This window comes from Ferrigenium sp. UT5 (genome assembly GCF_045866295.1).
Taxonomy (GTDB): Bacteria; Pseudomonadota; Gammaproteobacteria; order Burkholderiales; family Gallionellaceae; genus Sideroxyarcus.
Genome location: NZ_BAAFRY010000006.1, coordinates 54322 through 76032, shown reverse-complemented (window position 1 = coordinate 76032; position 21711 = coordinate 54322). Strand labels below are relative to the sequence as shown.

Sequence of the window (21711 nt, the reverse complement as noted above, 5' to 3'; positions counted from 1 at the left end):
GCGCCCTCCGCAACTCTGCACGGGCTCAGGATGGGCTGTCCTGCGGAAATGAATTCGTCGGACTGGCGGCTGCGACACGTTACTGCGCAGCAGCCGATTGCGGGAGCAGCCGCCGGTAGCCCTTCCCGCACCGCCGGCTTCGCCGCACCGTGTCAGGGCTACGGTCCGCCCCACAAACCCGGCATTCGCCAGGGGACGGGTTTCAGCTCTGTAGGTCGGACTTTAGTCGGACAGCCCACACAGCGTCCTGGCCGGTTATCCGCAGGCTACTGCCCCTTTTGGGGAAAGCCAGCCTACCCGATCATGCCCGCCGCGACGGTGTTGTTGCTCGCCTCGTCGATGACGATGAAGCTGCCGGTGGCACGGTCGTTTTCGTAGGGGTCGAACACCAGCGGCAACTGGGTCTTGATCGCCACGCGCGCGATGTCGTTCATGTTCAACTTCTCGACCGCGTGTTGTTCCAGGGTGTTGACATCGACCCGGTAATCCAGGCGCGCGAACAGGCACTTCGCCGTGCGCGTGGTGTGCTTGACCAGATACTTGCGGTTGCGGTCCAGCGGCGACTCGGACAGCCAGCACAGGGTCGCCTCGAATTCTTTTTCCACTTTGGGCAGATGGACGGAGGATTTCACCAGCATGTCGCCGCGCGAGATGTCGATCTCGTCCGCCAGCCGCAGGGTCACGGATTGCGGGGCGAAGGCGGTGAGCAGGCCGCCGTCATAGGTGAAGATTTCCTTGACGGTGCTGGTGCGCCCCGATGGCAGGACGGTGACTTGGTCGCCCACCGAGACTTCGCCCGCTTCGATGCGTCCGGCGAAACCGCGGAAGTCGTGATATTCATCGGTCTGCGGGCGGCACACCCATTGCACCGGGAAACGGAAATCGCTGGTGTTCACGTCGTGCTCGATCTCGACGTTCTCCAGCAATTCGAGCAGGGCCGGGCCGGTGTACCAATCCAGTTGGTCACCGCGATCGACCACCATGTCGCCGTTGAGCGCCGACAGCGGAATGCATTTCACGTCATGCAGGCCGAGTTGCGCGGCAAATGCCTTGTAGTCGGCCACGATCTCGTCGAAGCGCGCCTGCGAATAATCGACCATGTCCATCTTGTTCACCGCCAGCACCACGTGCGGCACCCCGAGCAGGCTGGCGATGTAAGTGTGGCGGCGCGTCTGGGTCAGCACCCCCTTGCGCGCATCGATCAGGATGATGGCGAGATTGGCGGTGGATGCCGCCGTGACCATGTTGCGCGTGTATTGCTCGTGCCCCGGCGTGTCGCCGATGATGAACTTGCGCTTCGGCGTGGCGAAATAGCGGTAGGCGACGTCGATGGTGATGCCCTGCTCGCGCTCGGCCTGCAGGCCGTCGGTCAGCAGCGACAGATCAACCGCCGCCATGCCACGCTTCTCGCTGGTTTTTGAAATCGCCGCGAACTGGTCCTCGAAAATCGATTTCGAGTCGTGCAGCAGGCGCCCGATCAGGGTGCTCTTGCCGTCGTCAACCGAACCGGCAGTGATGAAACGCAACAGTTGTGTGGTGGTGTTCATAGTTAAACCCTAAAATAATTAGCCACTGATTAACACGGATGAACACAGATAAAATCGGAGCATTCATCCGTGAATATCCGTGTGCAACCGTAGCTAAATCAAAAGTATCCTTCCTTCTTCCGCAGCTCCATCGACGCATCCGAAGTCTGGTCGTCCATGCGCGTCGCGCCGCGTTCGGTGATGCGCGTGGTCGCGGTCTCGGCGATGATCTCGTCCACCGTGCGCGCCGTGGATTCCACCGGCGCGGTGCAGGTCATGTCGCCCACGGTGCGGAAACGCACCGACACCACTTCCACCTTCTCGCCCGGCTTCGGTTGCACCAGATGCGACACCGGGATCACGTTGCCGCCGCGCCTGATCACCTCGCGCTCGTGCGCGAAGTAGATGCTCGGGATGTGCAGGTGTTCGCGCCCGATGTACTGCCAGATGTCCGTCTCGGTCCAGTTGCTGATCGGGAACACGCGGATGTTCTCGCCCGGATGCACACGGGTGTTGTAGGTGTCCCACAATTCCGGGCGCTGGTTCTTCGGGTCCCACTGGCCGAACTCGTCGCGGAAGGAAAAGATGCGCTCCTTGGCGCGCGCCTTCTCCTCGTCGCGCCGCGCGCCGCCCAGGCAGGCATCGAAACCGAACTCGGCGATAGTCTCCAGCAGCGTCACCGACTGGTAGGGATTGCGCGGCTTGCTCTCGTCCTTGATGACGATGCTGCCGCGCTTGATCGAGTCCTCCAGCGAACGCACGATCAGCCGTTCGCCCAGATCCTTCGCCAGCTTGTCACGGGTGGCGATCACTTCCGGGAAGTTGTGCTCGGTATCGATGTGCACCAGCGGGAACGGGAACTTCGCCGGACGGAATGCCTTTTCCGCCAGGCGCAGCATCACGATGGAATCCTTGCCGCCGGAGAACAGCAGCGCCGGGTTTTTGCACTCCGCCGCGACCTCGCGCATGATGTGGATCGATTCGCTTTCCAACGTATCAAGGTGGGATAAGGTTTTTGCGCTCATATCGTGATCGATCAGTTTCATGTTGATTTACCTTCCTTCTTCAAGCCGTGACAGCCTGCTTGAATCTGGCCCGCGCGGCGATCTCGAATACACGCGCACGGCTCGCCTGCAATGAAGTGCTGCTCGTCTCCTGCACGCCCGATCCGTGAGCCACGCTCCCTCCTGCGGGAGCATGGCTGACATGCAGGCCGCACTCCTTGCCGGCCACGTTTTGGTTCCGGCTAACGTCGTCCGCTTCGCTCCCGGCATTACCCTGCACCGAAACCCCGAAACCGTGAGCCACGCTCCCTCCTGCGGGAGCATGGCTGACATGCAGGCCGCACTCCTTGCTTTCGGGGTTTTCCCACCACCAGCGTCCGGCGCGGATGTCTTCGCCCGGCGTGACCGAGCGCGTGCACGGTGCGCAGCCGATGCTGGGATAGAACTGGTCGTGCAGCTTGTTGTAGGGCACATCGTTCTGGCGGATGTACGCCCACACGTCGTTGTTCGACCAGTCCAGCAGCGGGTTGAATTTCTGCAGGCCGTTGTCGGCATCGAAAGCAGAGACTTCGAGCGTGCCGCGTGTGACGGCCTGGTCGCGGCGCATGCCGGTGATCCACGCGCCCTTGTCCTTCAGGGCGCGGCGCAACGGCTCCACCTTGCGCACGAAGCAGCAGCGCTTACGGTTCTCCACGCTATCGTAGAAACCGTTGATGCCGTGCTGCGCGACATATTCCTCGATCAGCCTGCTGTCGGGGAAATAGACCTGCAGCGGCAGGGCGTAGCGCCGGTTCACGGCCTGAACCAAGTCGTATGTCTCCTGTGGCAGGCGGCCGGTATCCAGACTGAACATGGCGATGTCGGGCTGATATTTGGCGATCAGGTCGGTCAGCACCATGTCTTCCGCACCCAGACTGTTGGCAAACACGACCGGTGCAAATTCGCTGGCGGCCTGCTGCAACACCACGAGGGTATCGGCAATCTTTTGATTCAGTTCGGTGTTCATTTTGGCAATGCCTCCTTCAAGTCCAGTTGTCCGTCTTTTGCGGTGGCGAATTCCGCCACCCTGACCGTCCATGCGTCCACTCTGGCGCTGGCGGCAGTAACGGTGTCACTGTCGATCTCCCCGCTGTTCGCCGATTTTTGCGCGGCGCGGGCGAACTCGATGGCAATCTCTTCCGGTGCCAGCAGATTCAGCTGCTCTGCCAGCTTGGCCAGATCATCCAACCGCGAGCCGCCAAGCAACTGCGCCACGCCGGAACCGAGCAGGCGCAGGATGGATTCGTTGCACTGCGCCGCCTCCGCATATTTGCGCTGGAACACCAGCGCATTGCGGTATTCGCGCTCGTGCGCTGCTTCGAAGAAGTTGGCGCCGATGAGCACCTGCGATGCGCCCGCGCATTCGCCGCCGCCCAGATTCAGCACACGGAAGTCGGTCTTGTCACCGAAGTCCTGCATCACGCCGTGCAATTCTTCCGCCTTCACCTCCGCCAGGTCGGCCAGCAAGCCCTTGAAATAATCCGGCGCCTGTTGCCGCGCCCAGACGAAAAAGTCCGGTTCGCCGCTGGCCAGATGCGCTTCCTGCACACGAGCAACCGCCGTCATGATGCGCGCCGCCGGCACAGATGGGCCTTTCAGGGCGAGTGCGCCGCCCGCCGTGCCGCGGCCAGCCAAATACATCTGGTAATGCGGCACCAGCTTGCCGTGCAGACGCTTGGCTTCGCCGTAGATGCCGATGTCGGCCGTCTCCGGCTGGGCGCAGCCGTTGTGGCAACCGGACACGCGGATATGCAGGTCGGCGCGCCCGCCCGACAACAGCGGCCCCAGCACGGTGCTGCTGGTGATGCCGAGGCGGCAGGTGGATGTGCCGGGGCAGGCCACCACGTTGTCGCCGGTTTGCGGTTCGCCCAGGCCAAGGGCGGCCAGACCGCTGCGCAAGGCGGCCAGCTTGTCCTGCGCCACATTGAAGATGACCAGGTTCTGATCCTGCGTGGTGTTAACGCGATCCAGCCCATGCGCTTGCAGTAACGCCGCCAGGTCGATCATCTGCTGCGCCTTGAGGTCGCCGATCGGCAACGCCACCGGCAGCACGAACAGGCCCGGCTGGTGTTGCGCCATGACCCGGCGCGGCGCGCCCTGTCCCGGCACAACCCCTGCGCCCGGTGCGCGCCACTCGCCCTGCGGATACGGCTGTGCCGCCAAGGCTTCACGAGTGCGCGCGAATTCCTCGCGGTATTTTTCGATGAACCCGGCTGCACCAAAACGTTCGACCAGGAACTTGAGGCGCGATTTGGCGCGTTTGGTGCGGTCGGAATACTTGTTGTGCAGGCTCACCAGCGCCTCCAGCGCGAACAGCAACTCGCGTTCTGGAATGAATTCCTCAACCACGATGGACTCGTGCGGCTTATGCCCCAGCCCGCCGCCGGCGCGGATGCGGAAACCGTGCACGCCGTCCTTTTCGGTGGCGATCACGCCGCAGTCATGCAGCAGCGATTGCGCGCAATCGGCCTCGCAGCCTGAAAAGGCAAACTTGAACTTGCGCGGCAACTGCTGGTTGAGCGGGTTGCGCAGGAAATGCAGGGTCGCCCCGTCCACATGGCGCGCCACGTCCACCCGCTCTTTCGGGCACACCCCGGCCAGCGGGCAGGCGGTCATGTTGCGGATGGTGTTGCCGCAGGCCTCGCGCGTGGTGACCCCGACCCCGGCCAGCCGGCGCATGGCGTGCGGCGTGTCGGCCAGCGGCACATAGTGCACCTGGATGTCCTGGCGCGTGGTGACGTGGGCGACGCCGTGCTGCGAATAGTCGCGGGTGATTTCGCCGATCACGCCCAGTTGCCGCGCCGTCAGCCTGCCGCCTGGCACCTTGATGCGCAGCATCTGCACGCCCTGCTGGCGCTGCCCATAAACACCCTGTTGCAAACGGATGGCGGTGAAGCGGTCGGGATCGATGTTGCCCGCCTCGAATTCGGCGATGGCCTGCTCGAAACGTTCGATCTCTTCCAAGTCGGACAGATTGCGGTTATTCAGACTCATTTCATTTCCTTTCAATGCAAAACCAGGCGGGTGCCGATGATTAGCAACATCACTGCCAACAGCGGGCGCAACACTTTTTCCGGGACTCTGGCCGAGAGATGGCTGCCGAGATAGATGCCCGGCAGCGAACCCAGCAGCAGACTGCCCAGCAGCACCAGATCCACCGTGCCCAGCCCCATGTGCCCCAGCCCGGCCACCAGCGTCAGCGGCACGGCATGGGCGATGTCGGTGCCGACGATTTTTGCGGCAGACAGGCGCGGATAGAGGAACAGCAACGCCACCGTGCCGAGCACCCCGGCGCCGATGGAGGAAATGGTCACCAGCACGCCGACGATGGCCCCGGTGATGAGGGTGGCGGTCGGCAGATGGCGGTGGTGCAGTTCGAACACGGTGCCGTCGTCGCGCCGCGCAATTTTTCTGATCCAGTCTTTCAGCAGCAACGCCACCGCGGTGAGCAACAGGGCGATGCTCAACACGCCGGTCATCAGGCTGCCCAGCGTCTTTTCATCCAGCGCCAGATATTTGAACAGGGCGAGGGTGAACAGCGCGGCGGGCAGACTGCCCAAGCTCAGGCGCTTGACGACTTTCCAGTCCACCGTGCCGTTGCGGCTGTGCACCCAGCCGCCGAGCGACTTGGTGAGTGCGGCATACAGCAGGTCGGTGCCGACCGCGGTCGCGGGCGACACGCCGAAGAGCAGCACCAGCAGCGGCGTCATCAACGACCCGCCGCCGACGCCGGTCACCCCGACGATCAGCCCGACCACAAAACCGGAAACCGTATAAAGCCAATCCATGATTGCCCCGTTGCACTTGAATGCAGCGCATTCTAGGGGCGCTGCTTTATATTACTAAATACTTTTATGTTAATATTTTATAACCTAATGACATATACGAGCCCAAGCCATGAACCTGCAACAACTGCGTTACCTGAATGAAATCGTGCGTTGCGATCTGAACATCTCGGACGCGGCGGGCGCGCTGTTCACTTCACAACCTGGCGTGAGCAAACAGATCAAATTGCTGGAAGAAGAGCTCGGCGTCGACATCTTCGTGCGCAACGGCAAACGCATCGTCGCGCTCACCGAACCCGGCAAGGCGGTACTGGCGATCGCGCAGCGCGTGCTGCACGAAACCAACAATCTGAAGCAGGTCGGGCAGGAATTCAGCCGCCAGGACAGCGGCAGCCTGACCATCGCCACCACGCACACCCAGGCGCGCTATGCCCTGCCCCACGTCATCAAGGCCTTCACCTTGCGTTACCCGGAAGTCAAACTCGGTCTGCATCAGGGCAGCCCGACCCAGATCGCCGAGATGGTATTGAGCGGGGAAGCGGACATCGGCATCGCGACCGAGAGCATCGCCCTCTACGACGAACTGGTCACCCTCCCCTGCTACGAATGGCATCACTGCGTGGTCGTACCGCCCAAACATCCGCTGCTGGAGGAGAAACGCCTGACCCTGAAGAAGCTGGCACAGTACCCCCTCATCACCTACGACTTCGCCTTCACCGGGCGCAACAAGATCAACCAGGCATTCAGCGAGGCGGGGATCGAACCCAACATCGCGCTCACCGCCATTGACGCTGATGTGATCAAAACTTACGTCGAACTCGGGCTGGGGGTCGGCATCGTGGCGCAGATGGCCTTCATCCCGGAGCGGGACCGGCAGTTGCGCATGATCGACGCCGGGCACCTGTTCCAGCCCAGCACCACGCGCATCGCCATCCGCCAGAACCAGTACCTGCGCGGCTTCGGCTACCACTTCATCGAACTGTTCGCCCCCCGGCTCACGCATGCCCTGGTGGCTGACGCATTGCACCTGACGCGCTAGTGTAGTGTTGCACGCTATCTGGAACTTATGCCAAGGTGCGGGAAGCCCTTGTGGGTCGGGTTTTAACCCGACATGTCGGACTGAAGTCTGACCCACAAAGGTTCGCAATAAGTATCGTTAAGCGTGCGGCACTACACCAGGAGCCCGCCCCAAGTTTGTCCATGCCCGCGCATCGGTCTGGATTAAAATGCGCCTCCTTCAATTCAATGCACCCGACCCGGTTTTAGCCATGAACCTCGTTCTGCAAGCCCCGCACGACCTTCCCGCCGACCAGATCGAACACCTCGCCAGACAGGCGGCCGCCCGCGCCATCGAGCAGACGGGCAGGCGCACGTTCCGGCTGCGTGACGCGCAGCCGCATGCCGAAATCGAGCCGTATTGTTTTGAGCACCATATCGATTTCGGTTTCGTGCCACGGGAACGGCGTCTGTCTGATTTCGGCCTGCTGGTGATGGACATGGACTCGACCCTGATCACCATCGAGTGCATCGACGAAATCGCCGGCATGCAGGGGCTGAAGCCGCAGGTCGCGGCAATCACCGAGGCGGCGATGCGCGGCGAGATCGACTTCGCCGAGAGTCTGCGCCGGCGCGTGGCCTTGCTGGCCGGGCTGGAGGAAGGTGCGTTGCAGCGCGTCTATGACGAGCGCCTGTGTTTGAATCCCGGCGCCGAACAGATGCTGGACACCCTGCGCTTGCAGGGCATCAAGACGCTGCTGGTGTCCGGCGGCTTCCTGTTCTTTACCGAACGGCTCAAGCCGCGTCTCGGCCTCGATTACACCCATGCAAATACGCTGGAAATCATCGACGGCAAACTCACCGGCCGCGTGCTGGGCAACGTATTCGATGCCCAGGGCAAGGCCGACTGGCTGGTGAAAATCCGCGATGAGCTCGGCCTCGGGCCGGAACAGGTGATCGCGATGGGCGACGGCGCGAACGACCTGAAGATGATGGCGCTGGCGGGGGTGAGCATCGCTTACCACGCCAAGCCGGTGGTGCGCGCCCAGGCCAACTATGCGCTCAACTTCGTCGGGCTGGACGGCCTGGTCAACCTGCTTGGCCGTTAAACCTTTTCCGCTCCGCGGTCAATGCCGGAGAGATGATTTTTTCGCTTGCCAAAACGGGCTCGGCTCCCTACAGTTAGTAAAAATTTCACCGGCAACCACTATCTATAGTGGTAAACCTGTAATCCGCAACACACTCAAGGGAGCCACACCGTGCAGGATACCGAAAACGCTTTGCCCTCCGCCTCAACCCACAAGAAGCCCATGACCGGACAGGAATTCCTGAACGAGATCACCCGCAATCTGTCGGGCAACGCCCCCGGCAAGGAAGCCGGCATGGCGCCGCAGGAGATCAGCACCGAAGTCTTGCTGGAAAAATACGCGGAGGCGGATGAAAAGTCCGTGCAGGACGTGCGCCGCCGTGTTGCGCGCGGTCTGGCACAGGCAGAAAAACCCGAGCACCGCGCGAAATGGGAAGAAGCCTTCTTCCTGGCACAGGAGAACGGCTTCGTCCCCGCCGGGCGCATCAACTCCGCCGCCGGCCTGAAGATTCAGGCGACGCTGATCAACTGTTTCGTGCAACCGGTGGGCGACGCCATTTCCGGCATCAGAGACGGCAAGCCTGGCATCTATGATGCGCTGCAGCAAGCTGCCGAGACGATGCGCCGCGGCGGCGGCGTCGGTTACGATTTTTCCTCCATCCGTCCGGCCGGCGCACATGTCAAAGGCACCAACTCGCGCGCCAGCGGGCCCATTTCCTATATGCGCGTGTTCGACCGCTCCTGCGAAACCGTGGAGTCCGCGGGCGCACGGCGTGGCGCACAGATGGGCGTGCTGCGCTGCGACCATCCCGACATCGAAAAATTCATCCGCGCCAAGGATCAGGGCGACTTGCGCAACTTCAACATCTCGGTCGGCGTGACCGATACGCTGATGCAGGCGGTGGAGAAGGACGAAGAATTCGAACTGGTGCATGCCGCGGAACCGTCTGTCGCCCTGAAAGAAGCGGGGGCAACGCAACGTGCAGATGGCAAATGGGTGTATCGCAAAGTGCGCGCCGCCGACCTGTGGAAACAGATCATCGAAAGCACCTACGACCACGCCGAACCCGGCGTGCTGTTCATCGACCGGATGAACCGCGACAACAACCTGTCGTATTGTGAGTTGATCGAGGCGACCAATCCTTGCGCCGAGCAACCGCTCCCCCCCTACGGCTGCTGTTGCCTGGGTTCCATCGACCTGACCCGCATGGTGAAGAATCCGTTCTCGAACCACGCCGGCTTCGACTACGAACCGTTCAAGCAACTGGTGCACACGGCGGTGCGCATGCTGGACAACGTGCTGGATGTCACCGCGTGGCCGTTGCCGGAACAGCAGCAGGAAGCACAGAACAAGCGCCGCGTCGGCCTCGGTTTCACCGGGCTGGGCGATGCGCTGGTGATGCTCGGGCTGCGCTATGACACCGACGAGGCGCGCGATTTTGCCGCAGACATCACCCGCATCATGCGCGACGAAGCCTATGCCGCTTCAGTGGAACTGGCACAGGAGCGCGGCGCGTTCCCGCTGCTGGATGCGGACAAATATCTGGCCGCACCGCGCTTTGCTTCGCGTCTGCCGGACGAACTGAAAGACCATATCCGCCGGCACGGCATCCGCAACAGCCACCTGTTGTCGATCGCGCCCACCGGCACCATCTCGCTGGCCTTCGCCGACAATGCTTCCAACGGCATCGAGCCGGCCTTCTCCTGGTTCTATACGCGCAAAAAACGCATGCCGGACGGAACGAGCAAGGACTACTCGGTGGAAGACCATGCCTGGCGCGTGTTCAAGTACCAGGGAGGGGATGTCGATCATCTGCCGCCGACCTTCGCCTCCGCGCTGGACATCTCCGCCATCGACCATATGAAGATGGTCGCCGCCGTTGCCCCCTACATCGACACCTCGATCAGCAAGACAGTCAACGTCCCCGCCGATTATCCGTACGAGGATTTCAAGGACCTCTACACCGAGGCGTGGAAGGCCGGTCTGAAGGGTCTGGCGACCTACCGCCCGAACAGCGTGCTCGGCTCGGTGCTGTCGGTCACGCCGGAAAAGAAAGAAGACCAGCCGCAGGATTTCGTGTTCGACCAGGATAGACGCATCGAGCTGGAAGCGGCGCCCAAGCCGGCGCTGGCCTCCCTGCGCTGGCCCGGTCGCCCCGCGCTCCCGGCCGGCAGCGAAGGCTGGACTTCGCCGGTGGTGAAACACCCGCTCGGCAGTTTCGTCGCCTTTGTGTCGCACACCCGGAGCTTCCCCCACCCCAACCCTCCCCCGGTGGGAGAGGGCGCGAACGCCGCGCTGCGCGATTCCTCAACTCTGGGCTGCAACCATCCGTTCGAGGTCTGGGTGAACGGCTCGGAACAACCGCGCGGTCTGGGTGCATTGGCGAAGTCGCTGTCGATGGACCTGCGCACGCAAGACCCGGTGTGGATCCGCATGAAGCTGGAAATGCTGATGAAGACCGCCGGCGACGACGCGTTCGACATGCCGATGCCCCCCAGCGGCGAGATGATGCGCATGCCGAGTCTGGTCGCCGCCTTCGCCTACCTGCTCAAATACCGCATCGAGGCGTTGGGCGCGCTGGAAGTCTGCGACGGCGCGACCACGCCGATGATGGACGCGCTATTCGCCAAAAAGGAACCCAAGACCGGGGTCGATGGCACCATGAGCTGGACGGTGGACATCGCCAATGCGGGCAGCGGCGACGATTTCGTGCTGGGATTGAAAGAACTGGTGCTGCCGGACGGCCAGCGCCGCCCGTACTCGATGTGGCTTTCCGGCGTGTATCCGCGCGCCTTGGACGGGCTGTGCAAAGTGCTGAGTCTGGACATGCGCGTCATCGACCCGGCGTGGATCGGCATGAAACTGCGCAAGCTGCTCAACTTCGGCGAGCCGCTGGGCGACTTCATGGCGCGCGTGCCGGGCGGGGTCAAGATGGAAAGCTATCCCTCCACGGTGTCGTACGTCGCCAAGCTCATCATTCACCGTTACGCCATGCTCGGCATCCTCGACGAGAGCGGCTATCCGGTGCAACAGATGGGCGTACTGGAAATCCCCGAAGGGCAACTCAAACCGACCGCGCTCAAGACGATCGCCGGCAAAGTGTGCAAGGAATGCGGCAACGCCACGCTGATCAAGAAGGATGGCTGCGAGTTCTGCACCAGTTGCGGCGCGATCGGGGCGTGCGGGTGAGCTAGCGTAGTGTTGCACGCTATCTGGAACTTATGCCAAGGTGCGGGAAGGCCTTTGTGGGTCGGGTTTTAACCCGACATGTCGGACTGAAGTCCGACCCACAAAGGTTCGCAATAAGTATCGTTAAGAGTGCGGCACTGCACTAGCGCCGCGCGCGCATCTGCTGCAGATACAGCGTTTCCACTTTCTGCCGCGCCCACGGGGTGCGGCGCAGGAACTTGAGGCTGGAGTTGACGCTGGGATCGTGCGTGAAGCAGCGGATCGGCACTGCATCCGCCATCGCTTCCCACCCCATTTCTTCGGCCAGCCGGGTGACGATCATCTCAAGGGTGATACCGTCCAGGCTGGGGCGGTTCGCCGGTTTTGTGTGGGCTTCCATGCGCGGATTTTACCGCCGATCATTGCAATCGGGCGCTTACAATGCGCTTCCTTGTTTTGAACTTGCCACGCACACATGACCGAATCCGTCCGACTCGCCAAACGCATTGCCGCACTCGTCCCCTGCTCGCGCCGCGAAGCCGAGTTGTACATCACGGGCGGCTGGGTGAAGGTGGACGGTCAAGTGGTGGAAGAACCGCAGTTCAGGGTAACGGCGCAAAAGATCGAACTGCATCCCAAGGCAGCGCCCGTTCCCGTCGTTCCGGCGACCCTGCTGCTTCATCAGGCGGCCGCTGCCACGCCGCAACTGCCGTGCGCCAAGACGCACGCGGCGGACGACCCTTCCGGCCTCCGCCTTCTCAAACATCACTTCCTGCATCTGACGCAATGCCTGCCGCTGGAGCGCGGCGCGAGCGGCCTCGCGGTGTTCAGCCAGGACGGCCGCGTCACGCGCAAACTGGCGGCCGATGCCGGCAGCATCGAACAGGAGTACGTGGTGGAAACGGCCGGCGCGTTGAGTACCGATGGCCTCAAACTGCTCAACCACGGACTCGACTACAACGGCAAACCGCTGCCGCCGGCCAAGGTCAGCTGGCAGAACGAGACCCGTCTGCGCTTTGCGCTCAAGGGCGTGCAAACCGGGCAGATCGCCCACATGTTCCAGGCCGTAGGACTGCAGATCGTGAGCCTTAAGCGGCTCCGCATCGGGCGCATCTCCCTGTCCAAACTGCCCGCCGGGCAATGGCGCTACTTGATGCCATCTGAACGATTTTAATGCCGATCCGCAACGATGAACCCGGAACACCTGAAACTTCTGGTCACCCGCGCGATGCCTTACGGAAAATACAAGGGCCGCCTGATCGCCGACCTGCCCTGGAATTACCTCAACTGGTTCGCGCGCACAGGCTTCCCGCCCGGCGAGCTCGGCAGGCGGTTGGCGTTGATGCAGGAAATCGATCACAACGGGCTGTCCTCTTTGCTGGAGCCGCTGCGCGGGCGCTGACGCCCGCGTTTCACCGCCATGCATAAGCAATCCACCCGAGACTATCTCGCCGGCTATCCCCCCGCACGGGTACAACAAGTGCGGCAAGCAATCGCGCAGGACAGATTGTCCGGACTTTTGCGACAGAAATACCCGCTGGCCCATGCGGTGCGCACCGACAAGGCGCTTTATGACTATGTGCTGGAAATCAAGAACGCGCATTTGCGCAATGCCGGGCAAATCAGCAAAGTGATATTCGACAGCAAGCTGCATGTCCTCAGGAATGCGCTGGGGATGCACACCCGTGTCCCGCGCGTGCAAGGCCTGAAACTCAAGACCAAACGCGAAATCCGCGTGGCGACCTTATTCAGGGAAATGCCGCCGGAGTTTCTGCGGATGATTGTCGTGCATGAACTGGCACACCTGAAAGAGCGCGCGCACGACAAGGCGTTCTATCAGTTGTGCCTGCAGATGGAGCCGGACTACGCGCAACTTGAATTCGACCTGCGCGCCTATCTGACTTACCGGGAGACCGGCGGGGCGGCGCTGTGGGGGCCGTAATGCTGCACGGCGCGGTCAGCCCTGGTGCAACTGGTTGAGCTGGCGCGCGATGATGTCGTGGTTCAGCCACAGCACGGGCCCGGCCGGAGCGGAGGTTTCCCTGAACATCAGCGGACCGGTGCCTTCCAGCACCAGCGCGCTCAAGATGTCCGTCACCAGCGCATCGCGGCTCTTGTGCATTTTAGTGATGTCTTCGGACGTGCCGATCATCACCTCGGCCAGTTCCGGCGTGTTATCCATCGGCCACGCATCAAAATTGCGGAACTGGCGCATGGTCGCGCTGTCGTTGTAGGCATCGATCTTCTGCAACAGTCCTTCCAATGACTGGCCTTCCTGCAGTACGGCCATGCAGGCCTGCCACTGCGCTTCGGCCCAGGCGCCGCCGCCTTCGCGTTTCAATGCTTTCAGCAGCGGAAACAGGGACAGCTCGACCCCGACGAAAATGTCGGACGAGTTGGTGCGAATCTCCGGGCAGTTGTACACCGTCGCCTTGATGCCCTGCTGCCACGCCGCCTGGGCGTGTTTTTCCAGGCGCATCTTGGCGTAGCCCTGGGTGTAGTTGGTATAGGTCTGCCACTGGTAATCGTCGCCAATCAGGATTTCGGTGCCGTGATAGCCGTAGGCGGTGTAACGCGCCTGGCCGCCGCTCTTTTCCACGCGCTCGCGAATCGCGGCGCTGCCTTCGATCAGGTACTGGAAGGTATTCGCCGTCACCTCGTCAAAATTCATCAGAATCAGCTTGCCCAGGTCGCTGTTAAGCAAGGCACTGGAAGGCTGGAAGCGCTCGCCGCGGCCTTTGTAGATGCGGTTGGCAATAGCGAGAAACACCTTGGTCTTGGGGATACCGCCGGCCATGGTGTGCGCGAAAAATACATTGCTGCCGTCCGGAATCATGCGGTCCAGTTCGGCCATCACCTTTGCCACCGAATCCCTGAAACGCTTCACCCCCACGGCACGGCACTGCTCGATGTGCGCCCAGTCCAGTTTGTCCTCCTGCCAAGTCTTCAGCGTCATCTCGGCGACCCTGTCGGTCGGGGTCGGCGTGCCCGCCGGCGCATCCAGGTCAAAGCCCGCCATCAACGGCACGTTGATGATGCGCCCGCCCAGATTGGCTTCCGCAGTGGCGAGCTCCTCGGCAGTCAGCGCGCGCAGCGCGTTGTTCTCGTCGCGGCGGCCGACGGTGATGCCGATGATGGTCATCCCGGCCGTGCGCGCCTCGTTGACCAGTCCGTTGGCATAACCCCGGCCAAACAGCTCGCCAAACAGGACAAAGACATCGCCTGGGCGAAAAATGTTGCCTTGCGGAAGCGCTCTCAAAGAAGTCGGTGCATGCATCTGTGTAATCTCCTGCGTAAAAATTGTTCAAATCCGGGTTCAGGCCTGAAACTCTATCAAAAATATGGGCGGGTCAAGGCGGTAAATCACCATTCATGTCTCCAGCGCCCGCACTTTCACCGTTTTTCCCTTCACTTTTCCGGCCGACAGGCGCTTCACGGCCTCGCGCGCGATGTCGCGGGTGACGGCGACGTAGGTGGACAGGTCGGTGACGATGATCTTGCCGACCTGTTCGCGGGTGAATCCGGCTTCGCCGGTAAGCGCGCCCAGCACGTCGCCGGCACGGATCTTTTCCTTGCGGCCGCCGAGGATCTGCAGCGTGACCATGGGCGGCACCAGCGGCACGTTGTGTTCACGCTGCAGTTTGTCCAATTCTTCCCACTCCGGTTCAATGCCCATCAGTTTGGCGATATTGCCGATGCGGTTCATCTCGGCGGGGCTGACCAGGTTGAAGGCGCTGCCTTCCGCGTCGGCGCGGCCGGTGCGGCCGATGCGGTGGATGTGCACTTCGGGGTCGGGCGTGACATCGACGTTGATGACGGCTTCGAGTTGCGCGATGTCCAGCCCGCGCGCGGCGACATCGGTGGCGACCAGCACGGAACAACTGCGGTTGGCGAACTGGATCAGCACCTGGTCGCGCTCGCGCTGTTCCAGGTCGCCGTTCAGCGTGAGCGCATGGATGCCCTCGGCCTGCAGCACTTCGAGCAGATCGCGGCATTGCTGTTTGGTGTTGCAGAAAGCCAGCGTGCTGACCGGGCGATAATGCTTGAGCAAGGTGGCGACGGCGGGCAGGCGGCTCTCGTGGCGCACTTCGTAGTAATGCTGTTTGATCTTGCTGTCGTCATGCTGCTCGGCCAGTTTCACTTCCTGCGGCTGGTGCATGAACTGGCGCGCCAGTTGGGTGACGCCATCGGGATAGGTGGCGGAGAACATCAGGGTCTGGCGACGGTCGGGACAGCGCTTTGCCACGAAAGCGATGGAGTCGTAGAAGCCCATGTCCAGCATGCGGTCGGCTTCGTCCAGCACCAGCGTGTTGATGGCGTTCAGTTCCAGCGAGCCGCGCTCGATGTGGTCCATGATACGGCCCGGTGTGCCGACCACGATGTGCGCACCGAAGCCCAGGCTCTCGCGCTGCGGGCGCAGGGTGCTACCGCCGACCAGGGTGAGGATCTTGATGTTGTGCATGTAGCGCGCCAGGCGGCGCAGTTCCTGCGTGACCTGGTCGGCCAGTTCGCGCGTCGGGCACAGCACCATGGCCTGCACGCCCATATGTTTGGGATTGAGTTTAATCAGCAGCGGCAAACCGAAGGCGGCTGTCTTGCCGCTGCCGGTCTTGGCCTGCGCGATCAGGTCTTGCCCGGCCAGCGTGATGGGCAGGCTCTCGGCCTGGATCGGCGTCATGGCGTGGTAACTGAGCTGCTGCAGGTTGTCCAGCAGGGCGGGCGGCAGCTTCAGCATGTGGAAAGCGGGACCGGTGGCGGTCGGGGTGGAAGGCGTGCTTGTTTTGGTCATGCGCGATTATCCTCGCCGGCGGCGCGTCCTGCTATAGTTGGCACAACATTTAGCGGAGCCCCGCCATGCCCAAGCACACCCTCCCCGACCCTGCCCGCCTCGACCGCGTTGTGGCCGAGGCGCGCCAGCAGCGCGAATTGCGCGAAGCCGGTTACCGCGAACGCGCGCTCAAGCTCTATCCGCACATCTGCGGACGCTGCGGGCGGGAGTTCGCGGGCGCACGGCTGCGCGAGTTGACCGTGCATCACCGCGACCATAATCACGACAATAATCCGCCGGATGGCAGCAACTGGGAATTGCTATGCCTGTACTGTCACGACAACGAGCATTCGCGCGTGATGGACGAAGTGGTGCGCGACAGGAAAGACGGCAAGCCGGCGGTGGCGACGCACAATCCCTTTGCCGACCTTAAGGCGCTGCTCAAGAAGAACGACTGATCCGCCTGCCGGTTCAGAATCCCAGCAGGAACAACCACAGGGGCAAGGTCAGCGCGGCCAGCAAGGTGCTCAACATTACCTGCGCGGCGATGGTGTCGCCGTCGCCGCCCATGCGCGTCGCCAGCACATAAGCCATGGTCGAGACCGGCAGTGCCGCCATCAGCACGGCGATATTGAAATACACCCCCTGCAAACCGAACAAGGTCGCCAATCCCCAGGCGATGGCCGGAATCAACAACAGCTTCACCCCCACGCCGTACCACAGTGTGCCGCGCTGCTGATGCAAACCTTTCAGGCGCAGTGCCGAGCCGACCGCGATCAAGCCCATCGGCAACGAGGCCTGCGATAACAGCGCGAGTGTGGTGTTCAACATGGCGGGCAAGTGCAAGCCTCCCAGGCTGAACGCGATGCCGCCCACCGTGGCGAGGATCAAGGGGTTGAGCAAAATCTCGCGCAGCCAGTGGCTCTCGCTGTGGCGCGCCAGCATCAGCACGCTGGCAACATTGGCGATGGGCACCATGAAACCCATCAGCAAACCGATGGCGGCCAGGCCGGTCTGTCCGTGCAAACTGCCCGCGATGGAAAGACCGACAAAACTGTTGAAGCGGAACATGGCCTGGAAGGTGGCGGCATAAACCTTGGACGGGGCATGGAACAGAGGTTTCGCCAGCAGCCCGAGCAGGATGCCCGCGCCCATGTACAGGGCCGCCACCCCCATCATCGGCGCCGCCGCGCCAAGGTCGAGGGTGAAGTGCGACAGCGTGTGGAACAGCAGCGCGGGGAAGAACACGTAGTAGATCAGGCGGTCTAGCTGCGGCCAGAAATCGTCGCGCAGGCCGAACCAGCGGCGCATGGCAGCACCAAGCAGGATCAGCAGGAAGATGGGAACGATGGTCTGCGCGACGGTCATGGCTGGATGAGTGCCGCGCGGAAAAGACCGTTAGCTGGCGCGCCTGAACAGGGCGGGGATCGCCGCCTTGGGCCTGGCTGCAGGCAGTTCCGGCTTGTGGGTGGAAGGCGCAGGCTCGGTCACTTTGGGCACGTATGGCTGGTCGAACCAGGGATCGTGCGCCGGTTTGTTCGGTGCGGGCTTGTGGTAAGCGTGATGCGATTCATGCGCTGCGGCAGGCGGGCGCACCGAACGGGCAGGCCCTTGCGGCAGCACGGCAGTTTCTTTTTCAATCGTGATCTTGATCAGCTTTTCGATCTCGACCAGATATTTTTCCTCTTCCGGCGACACCAGCGAGATCGCCTTGCCCGAGGCGCCGGCGCGGCCGGTGCGGCCGATGCGGTGTACATAGTCTTCCGCCGCATGCGGAATCTCGTAGTTGATCACCATCGGCAGATGGTCGATGTCGAGTCCGCGCGCGGCCACATCGGTGGCAATCAGCACACTCACGCTGCCCTGCTTGAAAGCTTCCAGCGTCTGCTGGCGCTCAAGCTGGCTGCGGTCGCCGTGGATGGCATCGGCGGTGATGCCTTCGCGCTGCAACTGGCGTGCCAGACGGCTGGCGGTCAGCTTGGTCTTGGTGAACACGATCACCTGCTTGGCGTCGTCGCCCTTCAACAATTTAGCCAGCAGCGCATGCTTGTCGGCCTGTTCCACCCGATAAACCTTCTGCGCGATGTTTTCGGCCAGGGCATTGCTGCGCGCCACTTCGATCAGCGTCGGGTAAATCAGAAAATCCTCGGACAGCTTCTTGATCTCGTCGGAGAAAGTCGCGGAGAACATCAGGCTCTGGCGGCGGCGCGGCAGCAGCGCAAGGATGCGCTTGAGCGCCGGCATGAAGCCCATGTCCAGCATGCGATCGGCCTCGTCCAGCACCAGCATCTGCACCTGGTTCAGCAGCACGGTCTTCTGTTCGATGTGGTCCAGCAATCGTCCCGGCGTCGCCACCAGAATCTCCACGCCGGTCTTCAGGTGCGGCGTCTGCGTCCTGATGTCCACCCCGCCGTACACCACCAGCGAGCGCAGGTGGGTGTACTTTGCATACATCTTCACACTCTCTTCGACCTGCACCGCCAGTTCGCGCGTCGGCACCAGGATCAGTGCGCGCACCGGATGGCGCGCGGGCGAGGTGCTGGCACTGGCATGCGGCAACAGTTTTTGCAGCATGGGCAAGGCGAAGGCGGCGGTCTTGCCGGTGCCGGTCTGCGCGCCCGCCATCAGATCCTGATCCGCCAGCACGGCCGGAATAGCCTGCGCCTGGATCGGCGTGGGCGTGCTGTAACCGGCTTCGGTCAGGGCTTTGAGAATGGAGGGATCAAGCTGCAGATCGGCAAAACTGACGGTATTCAATGTGGGCGTCTCTTGGGTCGTGGATGAAAAATTGCGGGCATTATACCCCTGCCCGCCGCAGCGCTCTCGCCCCCCTGCACTCACCCCGGCGCGCTCCAGCGCCGGGAATAATTCCTGCTCTTCAAAACGCACATGCCGGGCCAGCAGTTCGCCGAAATCGGCCAGTGTCTGCGCGTCTCCTGCCTGGATCGCGGGCAACAAGGCATGCAGACGGCGATGGTCGGCCAAGGTACGCTGGATCAGCATTTGCGCGGCGGGATAATGCAGGCGCGGCAGCCAGTCGTGTTCTTCGCGTGCAAAGTGCGGCGCCAGTTCGGTAGCCATTTCCTGGACGACGCGCGCACCGGCAACAGCGATCGCTGCGGGATCATGCCCGGCGGCAGCGCGTACACAGGCCTTGGCCAAGGTCAGCGCCTGGTGATGTTCACGCGACAAGTCCTGCAAGCGGGGATCGCGCTTCATCCCGGCTGCCCGTCCGCGCGCGGCCGCCAGTAGGCCGGCAGGTAGCGCCACACCCACGGGCCGAAGCAGGCCAGCCATAGCAGGGTGGCGGCAAGATAGAGCCAGCCGGAATGCGACGGCAGCAGATCGGCCGCGAGGCGCAGCAGCGCGGTGAACTGGATGCCGACGAACATCAGCTTGACCGGCGTGTCGATCACGAACGGCAGGCCGGAGTGACCGAGCGTGACGCGCGTGCCCATGCCGATCACCAGCGTGGCATAGCAGCCCACGGTCAGCGCGTGCAGCGGTGCCAGGCCGAGGATGAAGGCGGTGCCGCCGTGCGTGAGCAGCCACAGGCTCTGCACCGAGTACAGCAGCATGGCGATGGAAAGCCAGGCGAACCCGACGTGCAGCACGGCCAGCAGCGGATTCCGGAAACTGCGCCGGAAGCCCCACAGATACGTCAGCGTCAGCGCACTTGCCGCCAGCGGCAGGTCGGCCAGCCACAGCCAGGCGGACAGGTTGAAGAATTCCAGTACGCCATGCACGAGACTGGCCGCCAACAGGGTCCACCACGGCCAGAACGGGCGCGGCACGTCCTGTTGCTGCAACGCGCTACTGGTGAAGAACGGGATCATGCGGTGCGCCACGGTGGCGAACACCGGCAACACAAAACCCCACAGCGCGGCCCGCAGGGAGAGTTGCAACAGCGCATGCGCCCCGGTCAGTTGCCACAGCAGGAAACTCAACAGCGCCAGCCAGCCGATCGAGAACGCGATGAACAGCACGATAGTGTGACGCTTGTCGCCGCGGCGCGTGTCCAGCAGCACGCGCAACAGGGCATACAAGCCGACCGCCCAACCGGCCAGCAGGCTGACATCGGCCAGCAACAACAGTGCGCGACCGAAGACCAGCCCGGCGTAAAACAGCAGCACCCCCGCGAACATCAGCGCGAAGGCCGGCACAAAACGCGCCGCCGGAATCTCGTTGCCCGCCATCCAGCGCGGGAAGGTGGTCATCAGAAAACCGAAAAAGAAGAACGGCAGCGTGCCGAACAACAGCAGCCAGATATGGATGGCCGTCGGGAAAAGCGGCCAAGCCACTGTCTGCTGCGGAAACAGATAGCGGGTGCTCAACTCGAACAGCCACCACAGCATGGCCAGCAAGGTTTGCACGGCCCCTCCGAAGAACATGACACGGTGCGGAGCGGCGATAAAGGATTTCAGCATGAGATTTGCCTGTCGTGTGAACACTTATTGGCGCTTGAATTCGATGACGATCTGCCCCGGCTCGCGCGCCACATACTGGATCGCGATGCCGTTGCCATAGCGTTGCTGCAATTGCGCCAGCAGCGGCAGCGGGTCGTGGTCATTCACGAACTGCATGATCTCGCCGGGGTTCAGGCTGTCCAGCGCGCCGAAAATGGCGGCGTGGCGGAAACGTTTGGCCACCCCGCGCGCGTCGAAGGGGTAGCGCAGGTCTTGGTTAAAGGTCATGGAACAATCGTGATTCATGGGTTTTTCTCCAAAAGTGTTGAACAGGGATTCACAAAAGGGATTCACAAAAGGGATTCACAAAAGGCACGCGTGCCTGCATAATACATGCAAAATTTATGAATGTTTAATTCTACAAGCGCGGCCGGCACAATCCAAGCGAATATTGCCGCCAGTCCGTTCACAACCGCACCTTCTGAAAGGATATTGCCATGCCCTCCCTCACCGAATTCATGCACGCCGGCCACCAGACTTGCGACGCGGCCTTTGCCGACGCAGAGCAACATGCGCTGGCAGCAGACTGGACTGCAGCCGCGACCCAATTCGCCTCGTTCCGCGCCGAGATGGCGCGCCACTTCCGGCAAGAGGAAGAAACGCTGTTCCCCTCGCTACTGGCAGCTGGCGGTCCCGGCGGGCCGGTGCAGGTGATGAAAATGGAACACGCGCAGATGAACGACCTGATCGAACAACTGGCCGCCGCTGTCGCGGCGCGCGACAGCGATGCCTATGCCGGGGTGGCGGAGACCCTGCTGATCGTGATGCAACAACACAATCACAAGGAAGAGCAGATGCTGTACCCGATCGCCGACCATATCCTGGGCGCGCGCAGCACAGAGCTCATCACGCAGTTGCAAACCGCCTGAGC

19 protein-coding genes and 2 pseudogenes are annotated in these 21711 nt (G+C 62.4%); 8 read left to right on the top strand and 13 right to left on the bottom strand.

Features of this window, described 5'->3' with window-relative positions:
* Positions 1-293 precede the first annotated feature (293 nt).
* The 5 genes and pseudogenes from cysN to ACKTSJ_RS03625 form a co-directional block, all read right to left on the bottom strand.
* Positions 294-1547, bottom strand: coding sequence for a sulfate adenylyltransferase subunit CysN (cysN, locus tag ACKTSJ_RS03645; protein ID WP_407897481.1), 1254 nt, complete (start codon positions 1545-1547; stop codon positions 294-296).
* A 98-nt stretch (positions 1548-1645) separates the two neighbouring features.
* Entirely contained in the window at positions 1646-2572 is a 927-nt protein-coding gene (gene cysD, locus ACKTSJ_RS03640; protein ID WP_407897479.1) for a sulfate adenylyltransferase subunit CysD, read from the bottom strand.
* Positions 2573-2861: 289 nt separating this feature from the next.
* A pseudogene (locus ACKTSJ_RS03635) lies at positions 2862-3536 on the bottom strand (phosphoadenylyl-sulfate reductase); the annotation flags it as partial.
* On the bottom strand, positions 3533-5563 hold the full coding sequence (locus ACKTSJ_RS03630; RefSeq protein ID WP_407897477.1) for a nitrite/sulfite reductase: 2031 nt from the start codon (positions 5561-5563) through the stop codon (positions 3533-3535). The gene ACKTSJ_RS03630 and the pseudogene ACKTSJ_RS03635, both read right to left, overlap by 4 nt.
* Positions 5564-5574: 11 nt before the next feature.
* A complete protein-coding gene (locus ACKTSJ_RS03625; RefSeq protein ID WP_407897475.1) occupies positions 5575-6357 on the bottom strand; it encodes a sulfite exporter TauE/SafE family protein in 783 nt (260 codons plus the stop codon).
* A 109-nt stretch (positions 6358-6466) separates the two neighbouring features.
* On the opposite strand from ACKTSJ_RS03625, the gene cysB reads away from it, so the two are divergent.
* The 3 genes from cysB to ACKTSJ_RS03610 all read left to right on the top strand — a co-directional run bounded on the left by cysB (position 6467) and on the right by ACKTSJ_RS03610 (position 11627).
* Complete coding sequence (gene cysB, locus ACKTSJ_RS03620) at positions 6467-7393, top strand: HTH-type transcriptional regulator CysB (RefSeq protein WP_407897473.1); 927 nt, start codon at positions 6467-6469, stop codon at positions 7391-7393.
* A gap of 229 nt (positions 7394-7622) precedes the next feature.
* Complete coding sequence (gene serB / locus ACKTSJ_RS03615) at positions 7623-8459, top strand: phosphoserine phosphatase SerB (protein WP_407897471.1); 837 nt, start codon at positions 7623-7625, stop codon at positions 8457-8459.
* Between the two features lie 273 nt (positions 8460-8732).
* A complete protein-coding gene (locus ACKTSJ_RS03610) occupies positions 8733-11627 on the top strand; it encodes an adenosylcobalamin-dependent ribonucleoside-diphosphate reductase (RefSeq protein WP_407897545.1) in 2895 nt (964 codons plus the stop codon).
* Between the two features lie 142 nt (positions 11628-11769).
* Here the strand turns inward: ACKTSJ_RS03610 and ACKTSJ_RS03605 are convergent, their stop codons facing one another.
* Positions 11770-12006, bottom strand: coding sequence for a VF530 family DNA-binding protein (locus ACKTSJ_RS03605; protein WP_407897469.1), 237 nt, complete (start codon positions 12004-12006; stop codon positions 11770-11772).
* A 75-nt stretch (positions 12007-12081) separates the two neighbouring features.
* On the opposite strand from ACKTSJ_RS03605, the gene ACKTSJ_RS03600 reads away from it, so the two are divergent.
* The 3 genes from ACKTSJ_RS03600 to ACKTSJ_RS03590 are packed head-to-tail and all read left to right on the top strand — an operon-like array spanning position 12082 to position 13548.
* Positions 12082-12780, top strand: a complete 699-nt coding sequence (locus ACKTSJ_RS03600; RefSeq protein WP_407897467.1) for an rRNA pseudouridine synthase — start codon at positions 12082-12084, stop codon at positions 12778-12780.
* Positions 12781-12795: 15 nt separating this feature from the next.
* Complete coding sequence (locus ACKTSJ_RS03595) at positions 12796-13008, top strand: DUF3820 family protein (protein WP_407897465.1); 213 nt, start codon at positions 12796-12798, stop codon at positions 13006-13008.
* An 18-nt stretch (positions 13009-13026) separates the two neighbouring features.
* Complete coding sequence (locus ACKTSJ_RS03590) at positions 13027-13548, top strand: M48 family metallopeptidase (protein WP_407897464.1); 522 nt, start codon at positions 13027-13029, stop codon at positions 13546-13548.
* 15 nt (positions 13549-13563) lie between these two features.
* Here ACKTSJ_RS03590 and ACKTSJ_RS03585 read toward each other — a convergent pair whose 3' ends face one another.
* Together ACKTSJ_RS03585 and dbpA are read right to left on the bottom strand one after the other, a co-directional pair.
* Positions 13564-14883: an enoyl-acyl carrier protein reductase FabMG gene (locus ACKTSJ_RS03585; RefSeq protein ID WP_407897462.1), complete on the bottom strand. Its 1320-nt coding sequence runs from the start codon at positions 14881-14883 to the stop codon at positions 13564-13566.
* Positions 14884-14976: 93 nt separating this feature from the next.
* On the bottom strand, positions 14977-16395 hold the full coding sequence (gene dbpA / locus ACKTSJ_RS03580; RefSeq protein WP_407897460.1) for an ATP-dependent RNA helicase DbpA: 1419 nt from the start codon (positions 16393-16395) through the stop codon (positions 14977-14979).
* Positions 16396-16460: 65 nt separating this feature from the next.
* Between dbpA and ACKTSJ_RS03575 the strand changes: the two genes are divergently transcribed.
* Positions 16461-16832 (top strand): YajD family HNH nuclease, encoded by a 372-nt coding sequence (locus ACKTSJ_RS03575; protein ID WP_407897458.1) that lies wholly within the window; start codon positions 16461-16463, stop codon positions 16830-16832.
* A 13-nt stretch (positions 16833-16845) separates the two neighbouring features.
* Here ACKTSJ_RS03575 and ACKTSJ_RS03570 read toward each other — a convergent pair whose 3' ends face one another.
* From ACKTSJ_RS03570 to ACKTSJ_RS03550, 5 genes and pseudogenes are all read right to left on the bottom strand, one after another.
* Entirely contained in the window at positions 16846-17742 is an 897-nt protein-coding gene (locus ACKTSJ_RS03570) for an AEC family transporter (RefSeq protein ID WP_407897456.1), read from the bottom strand.
* A gap of 30 nt (positions 17743-17772) precedes the next feature.
* Positions 17773-19131 carry a DEAD/DEAH box helicase gene (locus ACKTSJ_RS03565; protein ID WP_407897543.1) on the bottom strand — a complete coding sequence of 453 codons (1359 nt, stop codon included), beginning with the start codon at positions 19129-19131 and terminating at the stop codon, positions 17773-17775.
* Positions 19132-19239: 108 nt separating this feature from the next.
* A pseudogene (locus ACKTSJ_RS03560) lies at positions 19240-19593 on the bottom strand (hemerythrin domain-containing protein); the annotation flags it as partial.
* The gene (locus ACKTSJ_RS03555) at positions 19590-20801 is read right to left on the bottom strand and encodes an NnrS family protein (RefSeq protein WP_407897454.1); all 1212 of its coding nucleotides are present in this window, start codon (positions 20799-20801) and stop codon (positions 19590-19592) included. The gene ACKTSJ_RS03555 and the pseudogene ACKTSJ_RS03560, both read right to left, overlap by 4 nt.
* 24 nt (positions 20802-20825) lie before the next feature.
* The gene (locus tag ACKTSJ_RS03550) at positions 20826-21068 is read right to left on the bottom strand and encodes a DUF2249 domain-containing protein (protein WP_407897452.1); all 243 of its coding nucleotides are present in this window, start codon (positions 21066-21068) and stop codon (positions 20826-20828) included.
* 209 nt (positions 21069-21277) lie between these two features.
* Between ACKTSJ_RS03550 and ACKTSJ_RS03545 the strand changes: the two genes are divergently transcribed.
* Positions 21278-21709 (top strand): hemerythrin domain-containing protein, encoded by a 432-nt coding sequence (locus tag ACKTSJ_RS03545; protein WP_407897450.1) that lies wholly within the window; start codon positions 21278-21280, stop codon positions 21707-21709.
* Positions 21710-21711 lie beyond the last annotated feature (2 nt).